The organism is Pseudomonas rosaeacicularis, assembly GCF_057128745.1.
In genome coordinates this window covers 516194-532101 of sequence record NZ_JBSKHT010000001.1, presented here as the reverse complement: position 1 = coordinate 532101, position 15908 = coordinate 516194, and the positions used below count along the sequence as shown (strand labels likewise).

The window sequence follows — 15908 nt, the reverse complement described above, 5'->3', positions numbered from 1 at the left end:
ATAAAAAAGTGTGCCTCGCGCCGGGGCGGCGGGCAGCTAAAGGGCGGGATTATAGCGTAACGCGACTGGATTTGGTCGGGTGCAATGAAGGCGTAATACGGACATTCCCAAGAATGAACCCGAATCTCGAACGCACTGAGGATCTGCTTCTGCCGCAGGCGTAGGAGCCCTGCTCGCAGGCGATCGGCTGGGGACCGGTCGTAACACTGGCGACGTGATCGGTAGGACACACAGAGCTCACCGCAGCGGCTGCCGGTTCCAGGCAGATCATCGGCAAGCCAGACTCCTGCGGCCTGCGGATAGAATCAAAGGCCCTCGCGAACAAGTTCGCTCAGCGTATGTGCCGCTCTCGCGATCCGCCTCTGCCGAAGGTGGGAGCGGACCTGTCCGCGAAGACTGAGCGTCAGGCGCCAGAAATGTATTGGCCATATCAGCCCCTTCGCGGACAGGTCTGCTCCCACGGGTTTGCGCCCGACCTCAGGGATATGATCGTTCCAACGCGGAGAAACGAATACCGACTCAGTCCGCGCTACGAGGCACCCTCGGAATCCGCTCATCCAGCATCCGGTGCAGAGCTGTATCAGCGGGCCAGTTGCGCATGAACCGCGCGCGGTCCCTGGCAAAGGCCTCCGCAAACGAGGCCTGGGAGCTGTGCTGACACATGGCGTCTAGATCGATCAGCGCCCAGCGATCCTGCTGCCAGAACACGTTATGGCCTTTTAGATCGCCGTGACTGATGCGCTCGCGTATCAATTGCGCGAACAGTAGATCCAGCGCTTGCATCTCTGCTTCGGGTATCTCGGCAGACTCCACGTAAGGCGCGAAGCGTTCGATGATGTCAGGGCCGGGCAGGTATTCGGTCACCAGATAAGCCTTGCGCCGCAATCCGAGAAACCGCTGCTCCAGCATGGCCAGCGGCTTGGGCGTGGCGATCCCGAGAAACGCCAGACGATTACCTTCGCGCCAGGAATGCCATGCGCGACTCGGACGCCAGAAACGCTTGAGCCAATGAGCAAAGTTTTTGACGTTGTAGCGCTTGATCACCAGCGCACGACCCGCAACCTCGACCTTCGCCACACTGGCCGCGCCGCCGGTCTTGTACAGATGCCCTTGATCAACCAATGCATCGGCACGATCGAGCACAGAATTCATGGCCGATTCTTCTTCGCGGCGAATCGCCCGCAACTCACTGACGCTGTCGTTGACGCTGAACAGGCTGCAGTCACGTCCGACTTTGATCAGAAAATCTTTCAGGCGCCAAGCGCGCACTTTATCGATCTGCTTTTGCAGCGCCTCCATCGGCAAGCCATGCTCGCCATTACTCAGCAGGTAATGAACCGAAAGCTCCTCGGTGAACGGCTCAAGGCTTTTCGGCAATTGGGCGAAGAACACGCCGAGATTTTCCAGGACTTTCTGCCGCGACAGCGACTTGCCTGCATGCTCGGCGCGAATGCCTGCGCCATCGATCAGGTACAACTTGCCGCCATGACGCAGGAGGTTGTCCAGGTGCAGGTCTTCCTGCCACAAACCCTTGCTGTGCAACTGGCCGATGGCTGCCAACGCTTCGCCCAGCACCGCTTGCTGCTCGTCGGCCAGCGGCGGCAAATCAGCTACATCCGCCCAGGCATCGCCGAGGCTTTGGGCGTTTTCCAACAGTTCGAACAGTAACCAGCCACCCTCGCCTTCTTGCAGGCCGTCGGCCAACAGCAGCGGCGTGGTCAGGCCTTGCTGAGCGAGCAAACGCACACCGGCCAATTCGCGCTGAAAGTGCCGTGGGGCTTTTTGTCCAACCAGCAGCTTTGCCAGCACCGGACGACCGCGCCAGATACCTGCGCCGACATAACGCTGACCCGGCAAGACTCGCAGCAGGGTGAGCAACTGCAACTCAGCAGGTCCGGCAGCATCGGCCAGAGCAATATTGAGCGGTAACGTCGGTGTACGCCCGGCGTCTTTCAGGTCAGACAAACGCATCGGCGCCCTCTTTATTCATGACTGCACAGCTCATCGGTCGCGCTTATGACTGCCGCGCCTGGCCAGCCGCTGCCACCAGGCATCGACCTGCGGGCCATTGCTGTCGGCTTGCAGATAGGCGCCGAGCATTTCGCGGATTTCGGCCTCGTTCCAGACCGGCGCTCGGCGCAGCAAGGGCTCCAGATCCTTGACCCGATCACGCTGACCGAACAGAGATTTGCGGGTCTTTTCCAGATCGATCAGCTGGGCCAGATAAACCTGAGCGCGCGCCCGCAAGAAAATATGCTTGGGATAAAAGCAGCCATGCACCTGACCCGCCTGATGAAGCGTGCGCGCCAGTTCGCCACACGCCTGCAGAATAGCCAGCCGTTGCGTCGCCGACAGCTCGGCCCATTCCTGCAACAGCGTGTCCAGATCAGTCCAGCCGTCCAGCGCCCGGGTCATCAGGATCGCCCGGCGTTCGCCGTCGACCTTTTTGTCCCCGTAAAACACGGCGTGCAGCGCTGGAATGCCAAGCTTCTGGTACAGACTGATATTGCGAAATTCCCGCGAGAACGACGGCTCGCCCAGCGGATGGTGCAAGGTGCGGGTCAGATAATTGCTTTGGCGCTTGAGGTAATAACCCGAGCCCTCCAGCTCCAGACGAAACACGCTGCTCCAGCCGCCGCGGCCGGTATTGGGCTCATCGACGGCATCGAGCTCGACTTCCCACAACGAATCAAAATCAGCCAAGCCGTGGCGTTCGAGCAAGGGCCGGTCTGCGTCTGCAATGAAAACACTCATTCGCGCCCCTCGAAAAAGCTGACGATATGACGGATGCGTTTTTTGTCCGAATCGTTCAAGCGTTCGCGCCCACGATATTGCAGGTAGAACCGCAGTCGCTGGGTCGCTGACAGGTGGTATTTGGCGACCTTGTCCAGACACGCCAGGTCCTTGGTGATCCGGTAACGCAGCATAAAGCTGACCCAGAACGCACCGTTGGGACAGTCGATGAAGAACAGTTTCGCTTGATCATCGACCAACAGGTTGCGCCACTTCAGATCGTTATGGGTGAAGTGATGGTCGTGCATCGTGCGGGTGTAGCGCGCGACTTGACGGCTGACATTGTCGACCCAGGAACGGTCGGTCAAACGCGCATCGTGAGTCAGTGCCAACGCGGACAAGTCTTCAGTGCGGGGCAACTCGCGGGTGATCAGCGCGCCACGGTCGTAGGCAGCACCATTGCGCTCCAGGCCCCAGGCGACCACTTCGGCGGTAGGAATGCCCCACTTGGCGAAGCGTTTGAGATTCTGCCATTCGGACTTCACGCGGGGCCGCCCCAGATAGCGACGCAAGCCTTTGCCCGCGCCCACGTAGCGTTTGACGTAGTAATTCACGCCGTCGCGCTGCACTCGAATCACTTCGGACAAAGGGTCGCGCGTCAGTTGCTCGCCCTCAAGCGTGAAGACTGCTTCGAGGCTGCCGAAGTCTTCAGCCAGCGAAGCATAAGCCGGTTCAAGCTTCCAACCCGGCATCAGAGCGCATCCCCGTAGCGCACCTTGCGCTGGTACAGCTTCTCGGCCCGAGCTTCCAGCCAACTGAGCAACGCGGACTCCTGCGCAATGATCTGGCGCAGCGGCTGCTGAAAATAATCCTTGAGGAAACGCAGCTTGTCGCGCTGCGTCAAGCCGATGTCCAACGCCGAGAAGTACAGCGCGGCCAGATCCTTGTTACGCCAGCGTTGGGTGATCACCGGGCGTACTTGCGCGCGATGCAGGTCGATCACCGAGAGCCTGAAATCATCCGGCGTCACGGGCGTGTCGGTGTGCAGCAGGAAGTGGCAGATGTAGCAATCGCGATGATTGACGCCTGCGCGGTGCATGGTCCCGACCATCTTCGCCACTTCGGCAATGAAGGCGCGCTTGAGCCGCGGCTCAGGCGGCTCATTGCGCCAGTTGATGCTGACGTCTTCCAGGCTTTCGGTCGGTGCCAGCTCTTCGGTGATGATGAAGGAGTGCTGGGCGGCAGGGTTGCTGCCGCGCTCGCCATAAGCAACGGCGGTCATGGTCGCGACGCCCGCCTCATGCAGACGGTTGATAGCGTCCCACTCCTGCCCGGCGCCGAGTACCGGCAGTTTGGCGGTGAGCAGGTTTTTTGCGACTTCTCCCCAGCCGATGCCGCGATGGATCTTGACGAAATAGCCGCGCCCGTCGACTTCCGTGCGCAACGTGCGCCGGCCTTCGAGTTCGCGATAAACCTGACCGTCCAGCGCCTCGACGGCCTCGAACGCATCGCAGCTGGCCCAGAGGGTTTTGAACGGTTCAGCGAGGATCAATTTCATCCGTGGTGCTCCGCCAGAATCACATCCGCAGCGTGCTGCGGCATGCTGTAAAGATCGGCCGTGTCGGCGAACGCCAACCCGTTTCGGCCCCAAATACTGCGTGCAGAATCGTCCTTGAGCATGCGCGTCAGGTATTCGTTGAGCTGAGCCTGCTCGAAAGGCTCGTCCAGCACCAGGCCGCTGTCGGCTTCAGCAATGTAATGAGCGTAACCGCACACCGCGCTGACCAGCACAGGCAGCCCGGCCACCAGCGCTTCGAGCAAGACGGTACCGGTGTTTTCGTTGTACGCCGGGTGGATCAACAGGTCGGCGCCCAGCAGAAAACGCGGGATATCGCTGCGGCCTTTCATGAACGTGACGTGATCACCCAACCCCAGCGCACTGCTTTGCAGCTGGAATACTTTGGGGTCGTCCTGGCCGATTACAAACAGTCGGGTGCGTTTTTTCACGTCAGCAGGCAAAGCAGCCAGCGCCTTGAGGCTGCGGTCCACGCCCTTGGTCTTGAAGCCCGAGCCGATCTGCACCAGCAGCAGATCATCGTCCGCCAGTTTGAACTCGCGGCGGAATTCAGCGCGAATCTCGGCGGCGTTGTCCGGCGCCCGACGGTCCTGGGAAATACCCGGAGGCAGCAAATGAAAGCGCTCAAGGGGCGTGTGGTAATGCTTGATGAACAGCGGCTGCTGCACTTCGGAGATCATCAGCACTTCGGTTTTCGCGTCTTTGGCGAACACCGCGCGCTCGTATTCGGCGAAGTGGAGATAGCGGCCCCAATGCTTGTACAGCGAGTGACGCAGATTCTGCGCCTTGTCTTCGTAGCAGCCGTCGGCGGCGTAATAAACGTCCAGGCCGGGCATTTTGTTGAAGCCGATCAGTCGGTCCACCGGACGCTTGGCCAGATCCGCATTCATCCAGTCCGTCAGCTTCTCATTGCGACGATGATTGAAGATCGCCTTGACCGGCGCCACCAGCACCTCGAAGCCCGGCGGCACGTCGCCTTCCCAGATCAGGGTGTAGACGCGAATGGTGTGGCCGCGCTGCTGACATTCGAGCGCAATGCGCATGAAGTCGCGCTGCAAGCCGCCGAACGGAAAATATTTGTACAGCACAAAGGCCAGTTGCATCAGTCGTGTTCCTTTGCCAGCGCAAGCGTGACCAGTTGGCCCGCCACCCGCTCGGGATTCAGGCGAGTGAAGCACAGGGGCCACTCGCGTTCGAGGTCGAACTGACGCTGATCTTCAGGCGTCGGTCGATAGGTGCATTTTTTCTGCAGGCACGGCGCGCAGGCCGGATAGTCGCCTGCCAAGTGAACTTGCGATTTGCCATAGGCGCCGGTCAGCCCCGGATTGGTCGGACCGAACAGCGAAAGCGTTGGTACATCCAGCGCTGCCGCCAGATGCCCGAGTCCGGTGTCCACAGCGACGCACGCTTGGGCGCTGGCCAGTACTTTGGCGACGCCGGCGAGATTCAGTTTGGGCAGCACAATGGCATTTTCCAGCCCTTGGGCAATGCGTTCGGCGCGGGCTTTTTCGGCCGGATTGCCCCAAGGCAACTGCACTTGCAGCCCCTGATCGATCATGCGCTCGGCCAATTGGCGCCAGTACAACTCGGGCCAATGTTTGGTCGCCCATGTCGTGCCATGCAAGAAAAGCACAAAGGGTGCGCCGTTTGTAGCGTCCAGCAAGCGACTGCGGTCCAGGCCGTAATCGCCCAGCCCAGCCGGGACTTGATAGCCCAGCGCTTGTGCGAAGAGCTGCCGTAAGCGCTCGACAGCGTGCTGCCCGCGGGCAACCGGATAAGGCCGATCATAAAACCGTGCGGCCAACGGCTCTCGGGCAGAATCCTTGTCCAGCCCGACAATCGGCGCTTTCACGTAACGGGTGAGCCAGGCGCTTTTCAGCAGGCCTTGAGCGTCAATAACCAAGTCGTAAGGCGTGTCACGCAGACGCTGTTTGAAGCCGCGCCACTCACCGCTTTTGAAGGTCTGCCAGAGATTTTTGCGCCAGCGCCGAATCGCCACTGGGATCACATTAGAAACGGCAGGATGCCAGGTCGGAATCTCGGCGAAGCCTTCCTCCACCACCCAGTCGAACTGGATACCGGGAAATGCCCGCGCGGCGTCGGTCAACGCTGGCAGGGCGTGAATCACGTCCCCGAGGGACGACGTTTTGATCAGCAATACCCGCAAGTCAGGCGACCTCGACCGGGGTGCTGCCCAGACGGCTCAAGGCCTCGACCACTGGGGCAGGCTCAAGCAGGCGCAAGCAGTTGTAATGGCCGAAACGGCAAGTGCGATCAAAGCAAGGGCTGCATTCTATGCCCAGTTGCACGATCTCGACGTGATCGGCCAGTGGCGGCGTGAAGCCCGGCGAGGTCGAACCGTAAACCGCCACGAGGGGGCGATTCAAAGCTGCGGCAACGTGCATCAGGCCCGAATCGTTGGAGACCACGGAATCCGCGCACGAGAGCAGATCGATCGCCTCGGCCAGCGAGGTTTCGCCACTGAGGTTGACCGACTCTTCACGCAGCCCGGGGATCAATCGCTCACGAATGCTTTCGCCCACCGGATGATCGTTTTTGGAGCCAAACAACCACACCTGCCAGCCTTCGCGAATCTTGGTCTCCGCCACTTTGGCGTAGTGCTCGGCGGGCCAGCGTTTGGATTCGCCAAACTCAGCGCCAGGGCACAGCGCCAACACCGGGCGATCCAACGCCAGACCGAATTTGGCCAACGCAGCATCGCGGCTGGCGGTTTCGATTTGCAGGCTGGGTTTTGGATAAGGGCGCGGCAGCTCGACATCTTTGTCGAAGGCCAGCGCCATGAAGCGCTCGATCATCAGCGGGTAGCGCTGCTTGTCGAGGGTGCGCACGTCATTGAGCAGGCCATAGCGGAATTCGCCACGCCAGCCGGTACGCTTGGGGATGCTGGCAAAGAACGGCACCAGCGCCGATTTCAAAGAGTTGGGCAGCAAGATAGCCTGGTCGTACTGGCCCTTGAGGGATTTGCCGATACGCCTGCGGGTCGCCAGCTCCAGCGCGCCGTGGCCGAGCGGGAAGCTCAAAGCCTTGCGCACCTCGGGCATGCGCTCAAGGATCGGTCGGCTCCACTCGGGCGCCAGTACATCGATTTCGCATTGCGGGTGGCGCTGTTTCAGGCACTGGAACAGCGTTTGCGCCATCACCATGTCACCGACCCAGCTGGGCCCAACGATCAGAATTCTCATGCTCAATCCAAAAACGACCAGAAACGAGCAGGGAGGCTCATCAGGCTGCGTGAAGCTTGCACACAACCTGACGCCTCCCTGTCATAGCTTTATATAAGAACGGCTATACCGATCAAATCCATGATCTTCACCGGATGCATTCGCGGACAGGTCCGCTCCCACAAAGACGATGCATGACCGTGGCAGCGGACCTGTCCGCGAAGAGGCCATCGTGGGTGCCTTCATTCCACCGGCAGGTCAACTTAACCCCAACTCACCCCAAATTCGCATCACTTCACGCCGCTCTGCCTGAAACTGATCACCGCGAACCACGCCGGGATCGTTCTGCAGGGCCTGACGGTGAGCGGCTGAGCGGTAAGCCTTATAGACTTCGCGCAACAAACTGGCGTCAGCGGCAGGAATCAATCCGACCAGCTCCAGACCTTCAAGAATCCGGATGTTATCGGTGTAACGCAGCAATTCAGAATGTTTCCTGGACCACGCCAAGGCCGCGTATTGCACCATAAATTCAATATCGACGATACCTCCGGCGTCCTGCTTGAGGTCGAAGGGCGCACTGGCTTCGAAGGCGTTGGCGCCTTTTCCGGCAGTCGTGATCCGGCTCCCGAGGTTGTCGCGCATCTTGGCGCGCATCTCGCTGACCTCCTGACGCAACACCACCAGATCGCGATCTTTGGCCAGCACCGACGCACGCACGCCCTCGAAACCTGCCCCGACATCACGACTGCCGACCAACACACGAGCGCGCACGAGCGCCTGATGCTCCCATGTCCAGGCCTCATTCTCCTGATACCGCGAGAACGCCCCAAGCGAACTGACCAGCAACCCCGACGCACCGGACGGACGCAGGCGCATGTCGACTTCATACAGCTGACCGGAGTTGGTCTGAGTGGTCAGCAGGTGAATGATGCGCTGACCCAGCCGGGTGAAAAACTGCGCACCGTCGATGGGCTTCGGTCCGTCGGTTTCAGCCTGCGGATCACCGTCGTGGATGAACACCAAATCAAGATCCGAACCATGTCCCAACTCAATGCCGCCAACCTTGCCGTAACCGACGATCACAAATCCGGGATCGCACAACGTACCGTCCGGACGTCGCGGCGCGCCATGCCTCGCTACCGTGTGCCGCCACGCCAGAGCCAACACTTGCTCAAGAATCGCTTCGGCCAGCCAGGTCAAGTAGTCGCTGACCTTCATCAAGGGCAGGCTGCCGGTGATTTCCGAGGCTGCAACGCGCAATCGATGGGCCAGTTTGAAATGGCGCAGCGCTTCCATCTGCTGTTCAAGATCATCCTCGGGAATCCGTGTCAGCCGCTCACGTAATTCCGCCGCAAGCTCCGGCGCCTGAGGCGGGCTGAACAAACGACCTTCGTTGAGCAATTCGTCGAGCAACAGTGGGAATTTGGCGATTTGCTCGGCAATCCAGGGGCTGGCCGCACACAACGTCAGCAAACGCCGCAACGCGTCCGGGTTCTCCGTCAGCAGAACCAGGTAGGCCGAACGTCGGGCCACCGCTTCCACCAGCGGCAACACTCGCTCCAACACCAGATCCGGATTGTCATGCTCGACCGCCTGGGCCAGCAGACGCGGGATAAAAGCATCGAGCCGCTCACGGCCCAGACGCTGCATCGAGCGCAGCTGGGAACTGTTACGCAGATCAGCCAGATGCTTCAGCGCTTTATTGGCATCGGCGAATCCGCCCTCCAGCAACTGACGGCAGGCGCTTTCTTCGTTTTGTGATTCTTCCCACAACGGCAACCACTCGCCGCCGACCGGCACGTCAGTGTCCTCCTGACCTTGCTCTTCATCCGGGTCAGCAATGACCTGACGGAAGTGCCAGTCCACTCGCCCGCGCCAGTACATTAATTTGCTGTGAAAGCTGGCCCAGTCGGGGAAGCCCATCATGAACGCAATGCGCGCCTGATCCTGATCGCCATCGGGCAACATCTGCGTCTGGCGGTCGCCAATAGCCTGGATGGCGTGCTCGGTATAACGCAGAAATTCATAGCCCTCGCGCAGCTCATCAGTCACCGCGGCGGGCAAATAACCCTGACCTTCCAGTGTGCGCAGGACTTTGAGCAACGGCCGTTGCTGCAGGCTGAGGTCGCGCCCGCCATGGATCAACTGAAACGCCTGGGCAATGAATTCCACTTCCCGAATCCCGCCGGAGCCCAGCTTGATGTTCTCGGCCATCCCTTTGCGCCGGACTTCCTGCTGGATCAACTGCTTCATCGTGCGCAACGCTTCGATGGCCGAGAAATCCAGATAACGGCGGTAGACGAACGGGCGCAGCATTTCCAGCAGTTCCTCGCCCTGGCGCTGATCACCGCCGACCACGCGGGCCTTGATCATGGCGTAGCGCTCCCAGTCACGCCCCTGATCCTGGTAATACTGCTCCAGCGCATTGAAGCTGAGCACCAGCGCCCCGGATGAACCGTAAGGCCGTAGGCGCATGTCGACGCGAAAGACGAAACCGTCGACCGTCACAGGGTCCAGCGCTTTGATCAAACGCTGACCCAGCCGGATGAAGAATTCCTGATTATCCAGCGCACGCTTCACGCCTTGGGTTTCGCCGCCTTCGGGGTAGGCGAAGATCAGGTCGATATCGGATGAAAGATTGAGCTCTACCGCCCCCAGCTTGCCCATACCGAGGATGACCATCTGTTGCGGTGTGCCGCTGCGACGGCCGATCGGTGTGCCGAACTGCTGGCAATGACGCTCGTACAACCATTGATAAGCAAGGTCGATACAGCCATCTGCCATGTCGGAAAGGTCACGGCAGGTTTCCACCAGATCCGCTTGGCGGGTCAGGTCGCGCCAGACAATTCGCACTTGCTGGCGTGTACGCTGACGACGTAGATTACGCCCCAGTTCGTCTTCACTGCTCGCCACGGACACCGCCAGAGCAATCTGCTGGCGCAGCTCTCCCGCCTTGAAACTTCGCTCCAGCTCGCCGCTTTCGGCAAGCTCCAACAGCATTTGGGGATCACGAGCTACCTGCAGGGCAACGAAGTCGCTGGAGGCGCAGACCCGGTCAAAAGCGCTAAGACGCGCAGCGGGCCAGGCGTCGAAAGCGGTCTCTTGGCCGTCCGGCAGTGAAGTGAGGGATGCGCGAAACGATTGTTGCGCGCCAGTGACCAACGGCAGAAGGATGGCCGGCAGTTCAGCCAGCAAAGGTAGGCTCATGGTCTATCCTGATCGGCGTTCAAAAGACTACCCGCCGTGAAATTGCAGACTCACTGTGGAAAGAACTGTCGAACAAAGGTAAAAAATTGCTGGCAATCTTTATTTGCTGGCAGCCAGCTTCGCTTATAGGGGTAATACGTTTAATTATTAACCAAAATAAACGTTTTATCTCACAAACTGACATGAGCTAAAAGCTCGCAAAACTGTAGTTTTACTACTGTATATACAAGTTGGAAAGCTGAAATGGCTCACGATTTGTAGTAAAACTACACGACCGGGTACAACACCGGTCATCCAAGAATTTACGTCGTCTGCCCACAAGGCCAGTCGCAACAAACTCAGGCAACCGATTCTGGAAGCCTTTCCGCCCTGGAGCAAGCCATGCAAGACCTCGATCCCGTCGAAACCCAGGAATGGCTGGACGCCCTGGAATCGGTTCTCGACAAAGAAGGCGAAGACCGTGCTCACTACCTGATGACCCGTATGGGTGAGCTGGCCACACGAAGTGGTTCGCAGCTGCCATATGCCATCACCACGCCTTACCGCAACACCATCCCCGTCACCCACGAAGCACGCATGCCTGGCGACCTGTTCATGGAACGCCGCATTCGCTCGTTGGTGCGTTGGAACGCCTTGGCAATGGTTGTCAAAACCAACATCGGCGATCCGGATCTGGGCGGTCACATCTCCAGCTTCGCTTCCAGTGCGACCCTGTACGACATCGGCTTCAACTATTTCTTCCAGGCTCCGACCGATGAACACGGCGGCGACCTGATTTACTTCCAGGGTCACGCATCGCCAGGCGTCTACGCCCGTGCGTTCATGGAAGGCCGCATCACCGAAGAGCAAATGAACAATTTCCGTCAGGAAGTCGACGGCAAAGGCCTGTCTTCTTATCCACACCCGTGGCTGATGAAAGACTTCTGGCAGTTCCCGACCGTTTCCATGGGTCTGGGTCCAATCCAGGCGATCTACCAGGCGCGCTTCATGAAGTACCTGGAGCACCGTGGCTACATCCCGGAAGGTAAGCAGAAAGTCTGGTGTTTCCTGGGCGACGGCGAGACCGACGAGCCGGAATCCCTGGGCGCAATCGCCTTGGCCGGCCGCGAGAAGCTGGACAACCTGATCTTCGTGGTCAACTGCAACCTTCAACGTCTCGACGGTCCGGTTCGTGGCAACGCCAAGATCATCCAGGAACTCGAAGGCGTGTTCCGTGGTGCTCAGTGGAACGTGACCAAAGTCATCTGGGGCCGTTTCTGGGACCCGCTGCTGGCCAAAGACGTCGACGGCATCCTGCAACGTCGTATGGATGAAGTCATCGACGGCGAGTACCAGAACTACAAAGCCAAAGACGGCGCGTTCGTGCGTGAACACTTCTTCAACTCGCCAGAACTCAAGGCGATGGTTGCCGATCTGTCCGACGACGAAATCTGGAAACTCAACCGTGGCGGTCACGACCCGTACAAAATGTACGCGGCCTACCACCACGCGGTTAACCACAAAGGTCAGCCGACCGTGGTTCTGGCCAAGACCATCAAGGGTTATGGCACCGGCGCCGGTGAAGCTAAAAACACTGCGCACAACACCAAGAAAGTCGATGTCGACAGCCTGCGTCACTTCCGTGACCGCTTCGACATTCCGGTCAAAGACGACCAGCTTGAAAACCTGCCGTTCTTCAAACCTGAAGAAGGCAGCGCCGAAGCACGCTACCTGGCCGAGCGCCGTGCAGCATTGGGTGGCTTCGTTCCTCAGCGTCGCGCACAGAGCTTCAGCCTGCCGACCCCGCCACTGGAAACCCTCAAGGCCATCCTCGACGGTTCCGGCGATCGCGAAATTTCCACCACCATGGCCTTCGTCCGCATCCTGGCGCAGCTGGTCAAGGACAAAGAAGTCGGTCAGCGCATCGTTCCGATTATCCCGGACGAAGCCCGTACTTTCGGTATGGAAGGCATGTTCCGCCAGTTGGGCATCTACTCTTCCGTCGGCCAGCTCTACGAGCCAGTCGATAAAGAACAGGTGATGTTCTACCGCGAGGACAAGAAAGGTCAGATCCTCGAGGAAGGCATCAACGAAGCAGGCGCCATGTCCTCCTTCATCGCGGCTGGCACGTCGTACAGCAGCCACAACCAGCCGATGATTCCGTTCTACATCTTCTACTCGATGTTCGGTTTCCAGCGTATTGGCGATCTGGCCTGGGCAGCAGGCGACAGCCGCACCCGTGGCTTCCTGATCGGTGGCACCGCCGGTCGTACCACGCTGAACGGCGAAGGTCTGCAGCACGAAGACGGTCACAGCCACATCCTGGCCTCGACCATCCCGAACTGCCGCACCTTCGACCCGACTTACGGTTACGAACTCGCTGTGATCATTCAGGACGGCATGCGCCGCATGTTTGAAGAACAGCAGGACGTTTTCTACTACCTGACCGTGATGAACGAATCCTACGTCCAGCCAGCGATGCCGGCCGGTTCCGAGGAAGGCATCATCAAGGGCATGTACTTGCTGGAAGAAGACACCAAGGAAGCCGCGCATCACGTCCAGCTCCTGGGTTCGGGCACCATCCTGCGCGAAGTCCGCGAAGCGGCGAAGATCCTGCGCGAAGAGTTCAACATCGGCGCTGACGTGTGGAGCGTTACCAGCTTCAACGAACTGCGTCGCGATGGCTTGGCCGTCGAGCGCAGCAACCGCATGAAGCCGGGCCAGAAGCCACAACTGAGCTACGTTGAAGAGTGCCTGGGCGGCCGTAAAGGTCCGGTCATCGCTTCGACCGACTACATGAAACTGTTCGCTGACCAGATTCGTCAGTGGGTTCCGACCAAGGAATACAAGGTGCTGGGCACTGACGGTTTCGGCCGCAGCGACAGCCGCAAGAAGCTGCGTCACTTCTTCGAGGTGGATCGTCACTTCGTCGTGCTGGCAGCGCTGGAAGCCTTGGCCGATCGCGGCGATATCGAACCTAAAGTGGTGGCCGAGGCCATCGTCAAGTTCGGCATCGACCCTGAAAAACGCAACCCACTGGACTGTTAAGAGTCTGCTTCAAGATCGTTTAGAGCGCTGACGGATTGCGCGAAAACAGCCGAGGATGCGGAATTTACGTTTGTAAATGAGCATCCGACGTTGTTTTCGTCGCAACTGAAGCCGGCGCAATCGAGAAAGAACAGGTTCTCCGAAGGAGAGACATTGTGAGTGAGCTAATTCGCGTACCCGACATCGGCAACGGTGAAGGTGAAGTCATTGAGTTGATGGTCAAGGAAGGCGATCGCATCGAAGCCGACCAGAGCATCCTGACGCTGGAATCCGACAAGGCGAGCATGGAAATCCCTGCTCCGAAAGCCGGCGTGATCAAAAGCATGAAGGTCAAACTGGGCGACCGCCTGAAAGAAGGCGACGAACTGTTTGAGCTGGAAGTCGAGGGCGATGCGCCTGCGGCCGAAGCTGCGCCTGCTGCCGCGCCTGCCGCCGCTGAAAAGCCTGCTGCCGAGAAACCGGCCGCTGAAGCTGAGCCCGCTGCGCCCGCCGCACCTGCAGCGCCTGTTGCCGAGACTTCGCAAGACATCCACGTTCCGGACATCGGTTCGTCGGGTAAAGCCAAGATCATTGAGCTGCTGATCAAAGTTGGCGATACCGTTGAGGCTGATCAATCGTTGATCACCCTTGAGTCCGACAAAGCCAGTATGGAAATCCCATCGCCTGCCGCAGGCGTCGTCGAAAGCATCAGCGTCAAGCTGGAAGACGAAGTCGGCACCGGCGATTTGATCCTGAAACTGAAAGTCGCGGGCGCTGCACCTGCCGCTGCTCCAGCGCCGGCCAAGGCAGATGCACCTGCTGCGGCTGCCGCTGCTGCGCCTGCTGCAAAAGCAGAATCCGCACCGGCTGCGAAAGCTGAAGCTGCGCCTGCACCAGCAGCCGCTCCAGCCAAAGACGGCGCCAAGGTTCACGCAGGCCCGGCGGTTCGTCAGTTGGCTCGCGAGTTCGGCGTTGAGCTAAGCGCTGTTTCGGCAACCGGCCCACACGGCCGCGTGCTGAAAGAAGACGTGCAGGTTTACGTAAAAGCCATGATGAACAAGGCCAAGGAAGCGCCAGCAGCTGGCGGCGCTACCGGCGGCATGGGCATTCAGCCGATTCCTGAAGTCGATTTCAGCCGTTTCGGTGAAATCGAAGAAGTACCGATGACCCGCCTGATGCAACTGGGCGCCACTGGCCTGCACCGCAGCTGGCTGAACATTCCGCACGTCACGCAATTCGACCAGGCCGACATTACCGACCTGGAAGCTTTCCGCGTCGCGCAGAAAGCTGTTGCCGAGAAGGCTGGCGTGAAGCTGACCATCCTGCCGTTGCTGCTTAAATCCTGCGCTTTCCTGCTCAAGGAACTGCCGGACTTCAACGCCTCGCTGGCGCCAAGCGGCAAAGCGATCATCCGCAAGAAATACGTGAATATCGGTTTTGCGGTGGACACCCCGGACGGTCTGCTGGTCCCTGTGATCAAGGACGTCGACAAGAAGAGCTTGCTGCAACTCGCTGCCGAAGCCGCTGTATTGGCCGAGAAAGCGCGCACCAAGAAGCTGTCGGCCAACGAGATGCAAGGCGCTTGCTTCACTATTTCCAGCTTGGGCCACATTGGCGGCACCGGCTTCACGCCGATCGTCAACGCGCCGGAAGTGGCGATCCTGGGTGTGTCCAAGGCGACCATGCAGCCAGTCTGGGACGGCAAAGCGTTCCAGCCAAAACTGATGCTGCCACTGTCGCTGTCCTACGATCACCGCGTGATCAACGGCGCCGCTGCGGCTCGCTTCACCAAGCGTCTAAGCGATCTGCTGGCGGATATCCGTACGATTCTGCTGTAAGACGTTTTAGAGGGGACTGATCTTGTTTACAGCGTTTCACCGTAAATAAATCCGTCCCCTTGAAGCTGGACCCGTTTTTCGGGCTGCCACGCTCGTACCTCAACCCCGCTCACTGGCGGGGCTTTTTTTGCCCAGATTTTTCTTCCATTATTTACGGCAAAAAAAGACGACTTGGATCCAATAGGCTGCCAACTGGGCTAATAACAACCACTTAGCACGTATTCCCGATAAATCCGACCAGCAACCTCCAGTTACTGCCTCATTTGCCGACAGATTTATAGCACTAAGCCATCGCGCTCACTTGTCAGTCCGCGCCGCATGATGCAACCTTGCCACACGCGACTTAACGACGGGCTCTTTGTCCGC

Annotated in this window: 10 protein-coding genes; 2 read left to right on the top strand and 8 right to left on the bottom strand. The window is 59.3% G+C overall.

From position 1 onward, the window contains the following. Positions 1 to 519 precede the first annotated feature (519 nt). The 8 genes from ACWKWM_RS02425 to glnE all read right to left on the bottom strand — a co-directional run bounded on the left by ACWKWM_RS02425 (position 520) and on the right by glnE (position 10698). A complete protein-coding gene (locus tag ACWKWM_RS02425; protein WP_483844570.1) occupies positions 520 to 1971 on the bottom strand; it encodes a lipopolysaccharide kinase InaA family protein in 1452 nt (483 codons plus the stop codon). Between the two features lie 30 nt (positions 1972 to 2001). After that, on the bottom strand, positions 2002 to 2754 hold the full coding sequence (locus tag ACWKWM_RS02420; RefSeq protein ID WP_483844569.1) for a lipopolysaccharide kinase InaA family protein: 753 nt from the start codon (positions 2752 to 2754) through the stop codon (positions 2002 to 2004). After that, positions 2751 to 3485: a lipopolysaccharide kinase InaA family protein gene (locus ACWKWM_RS02415; protein ID WP_483844568.1), complete on the bottom strand. Its 735-nt coding sequence runs from the start codon at positions 3483 to 3485 to the stop codon at positions 2751 to 2753. Before ACWKWM_RS02415 ends, ACWKWM_RS02420 begins: the two co-directional genes overlap by 4 nt. Then, positions 3485 to 4291, bottom strand: coding sequence for a lipopolysaccharide core heptose(I) kinase RfaP (gene rfaP, locus ACWKWM_RS02410; RefSeq protein ID WP_483844567.1), 807 nt, complete (start codon positions 4289 to 4291; stop codon positions 3485 to 3487). The genes ACWKWM_RS02415 and rfaP overlap by 1 nt, the downstream gene beginning before the upstream one ends. Next, positions 4288 to 5412, bottom strand: a complete 1125-nt coding sequence (locus ACWKWM_RS02405) for a glycosyltransferase family 4 protein (RefSeq protein ID WP_483844566.1) — start codon at positions 5410 to 5412, stop codon at positions 4288 to 4290. The genes rfaP and ACWKWM_RS02405 overlap by 4 nt, the downstream gene beginning before the upstream one ends. After that, the gene (gene waaC, locus ACWKWM_RS02400; protein ID WP_483844565.1) at positions 5412 to 6476 is read right to left on the bottom strand and encodes a lipopolysaccharide heptosyltransferase I; all 1065 of its coding nucleotides are present in this window, start codon (positions 6474 to 6476) and stop codon (positions 5412 to 5414) included. The genes ACWKWM_RS02405 and waaC overlap by 1 nt, the downstream gene beginning before the upstream one ends. Position 6477: 1 nt before the next feature. Then, complete coding sequence (gene waaF / locus ACWKWM_RS02395) at positions 6478 to 7512, bottom strand: lipopolysaccharide heptosyltransferase II (protein ID WP_483844564.1); 1035 nt, start codon at positions 7510 to 7512, stop codon at positions 6478 to 6480. A 237-nt stretch (positions 7513 to 7749) separates the two neighbouring features. Further along, entirely contained in the window at positions 7750 to 10698 is a 2949-nt protein-coding gene (gene glnE, locus ACWKWM_RS02390; protein WP_483844563.1) for a bifunctional [glutamate--ammonia ligase]-adenylyl-L-tyrosine phosphorylase/[glutamate--ammonia-ligase] adenylyltransferase, read from the bottom strand. Positions 10699 to 11079: 381 nt separating this feature from the next. On the opposite strand from glnE, the gene aceE reads away from it, so the two are divergent. Beyond that, positions 11080 to 13725, top strand: coding sequence for a pyruvate dehydrogenase (acetyl-transferring), homodimeric type (gene aceE / locus ACWKWM_RS02385; protein WP_483844562.1), 2646 nt, complete (start codon positions 11080 to 11082; stop codon positions 13723 to 13725). Positions 13726 to 13880: 155 nt separating this feature from the next. Further along, positions 13881 to 15542 carry a dihydrolipoyllysine-residue acetyltransferase gene (aceF, locus tag ACWKWM_RS02380; RefSeq protein WP_483844561.1) on the top strand — a complete coding sequence of 554 codons (1662 nt, stop codon included), beginning with the start codon at positions 13881 to 13883 and terminating at the stop codon, positions 15540 to 15542. Positions 15543 to 15908: the final 366 nt, after the last annotated feature.

What these genes read in the sequence shown, in the direction of transcription:
- ACWKWM_RS02425 (WP_483844570.1), bottom strand. Translation starts at nt 1,971, where the DNA reads ATGCGTTTGTCTGACCTGAAAGACGCCGGGCGTACACCGACGTTACCG.
- glnE (WP_483844563.1), bottom strand. Translation starts at nt 10,698, where the DNA reads ATGAGCCTACCTTTGCTGGCTGAACTGCCGGCCATCCTTCTGCCGTTG.
- rfaP (WP_483844567.1), bottom strand. Translation starts at nt 4,291, where the DNA reads ATGAAATTGATCCTCGCTGAACCGTTCAAAACCCTCTGGGCCAGCTGC.
- aceE (WP_483844562.1), top strand. Translation starts at nt 11,080, where the DNA reads ATGCAAGACCTCGATCCCGTCGAAACCCAGGAATGGCTGGACGCCCTG.
- ACWKWM_RS02415 (WP_483844568.1), bottom strand. Translation starts at nt 3,485, where the DNA reads ATGCCGGGTTGGAAGCTTGAACCGGCTTATGCTTCGCTGGCTGAAGAC.
- ACWKWM_RS02405 (WP_483844566.1), bottom strand. Translation starts at nt 5,412, where the DNA reads ATGCAACTGGCCTTTGTGCTGTACAAATATTTTCCGTTCGGCGGCTTG.
- ACWKWM_RS02420 (WP_483844569.1), bottom strand. Translation starts at nt 2,754, where the DNA reads ATGAGTGTTTTCATTGCAGACGCAGACCGGCCCTTGCTCGAACGCCAC.
- waaF (WP_483844564.1), bottom strand. Translation starts at nt 7,512, where the DNA reads ATGAGAATTCTGATCGTTGGGCCCAGCTGGGTCGGTGACATGGTGATG.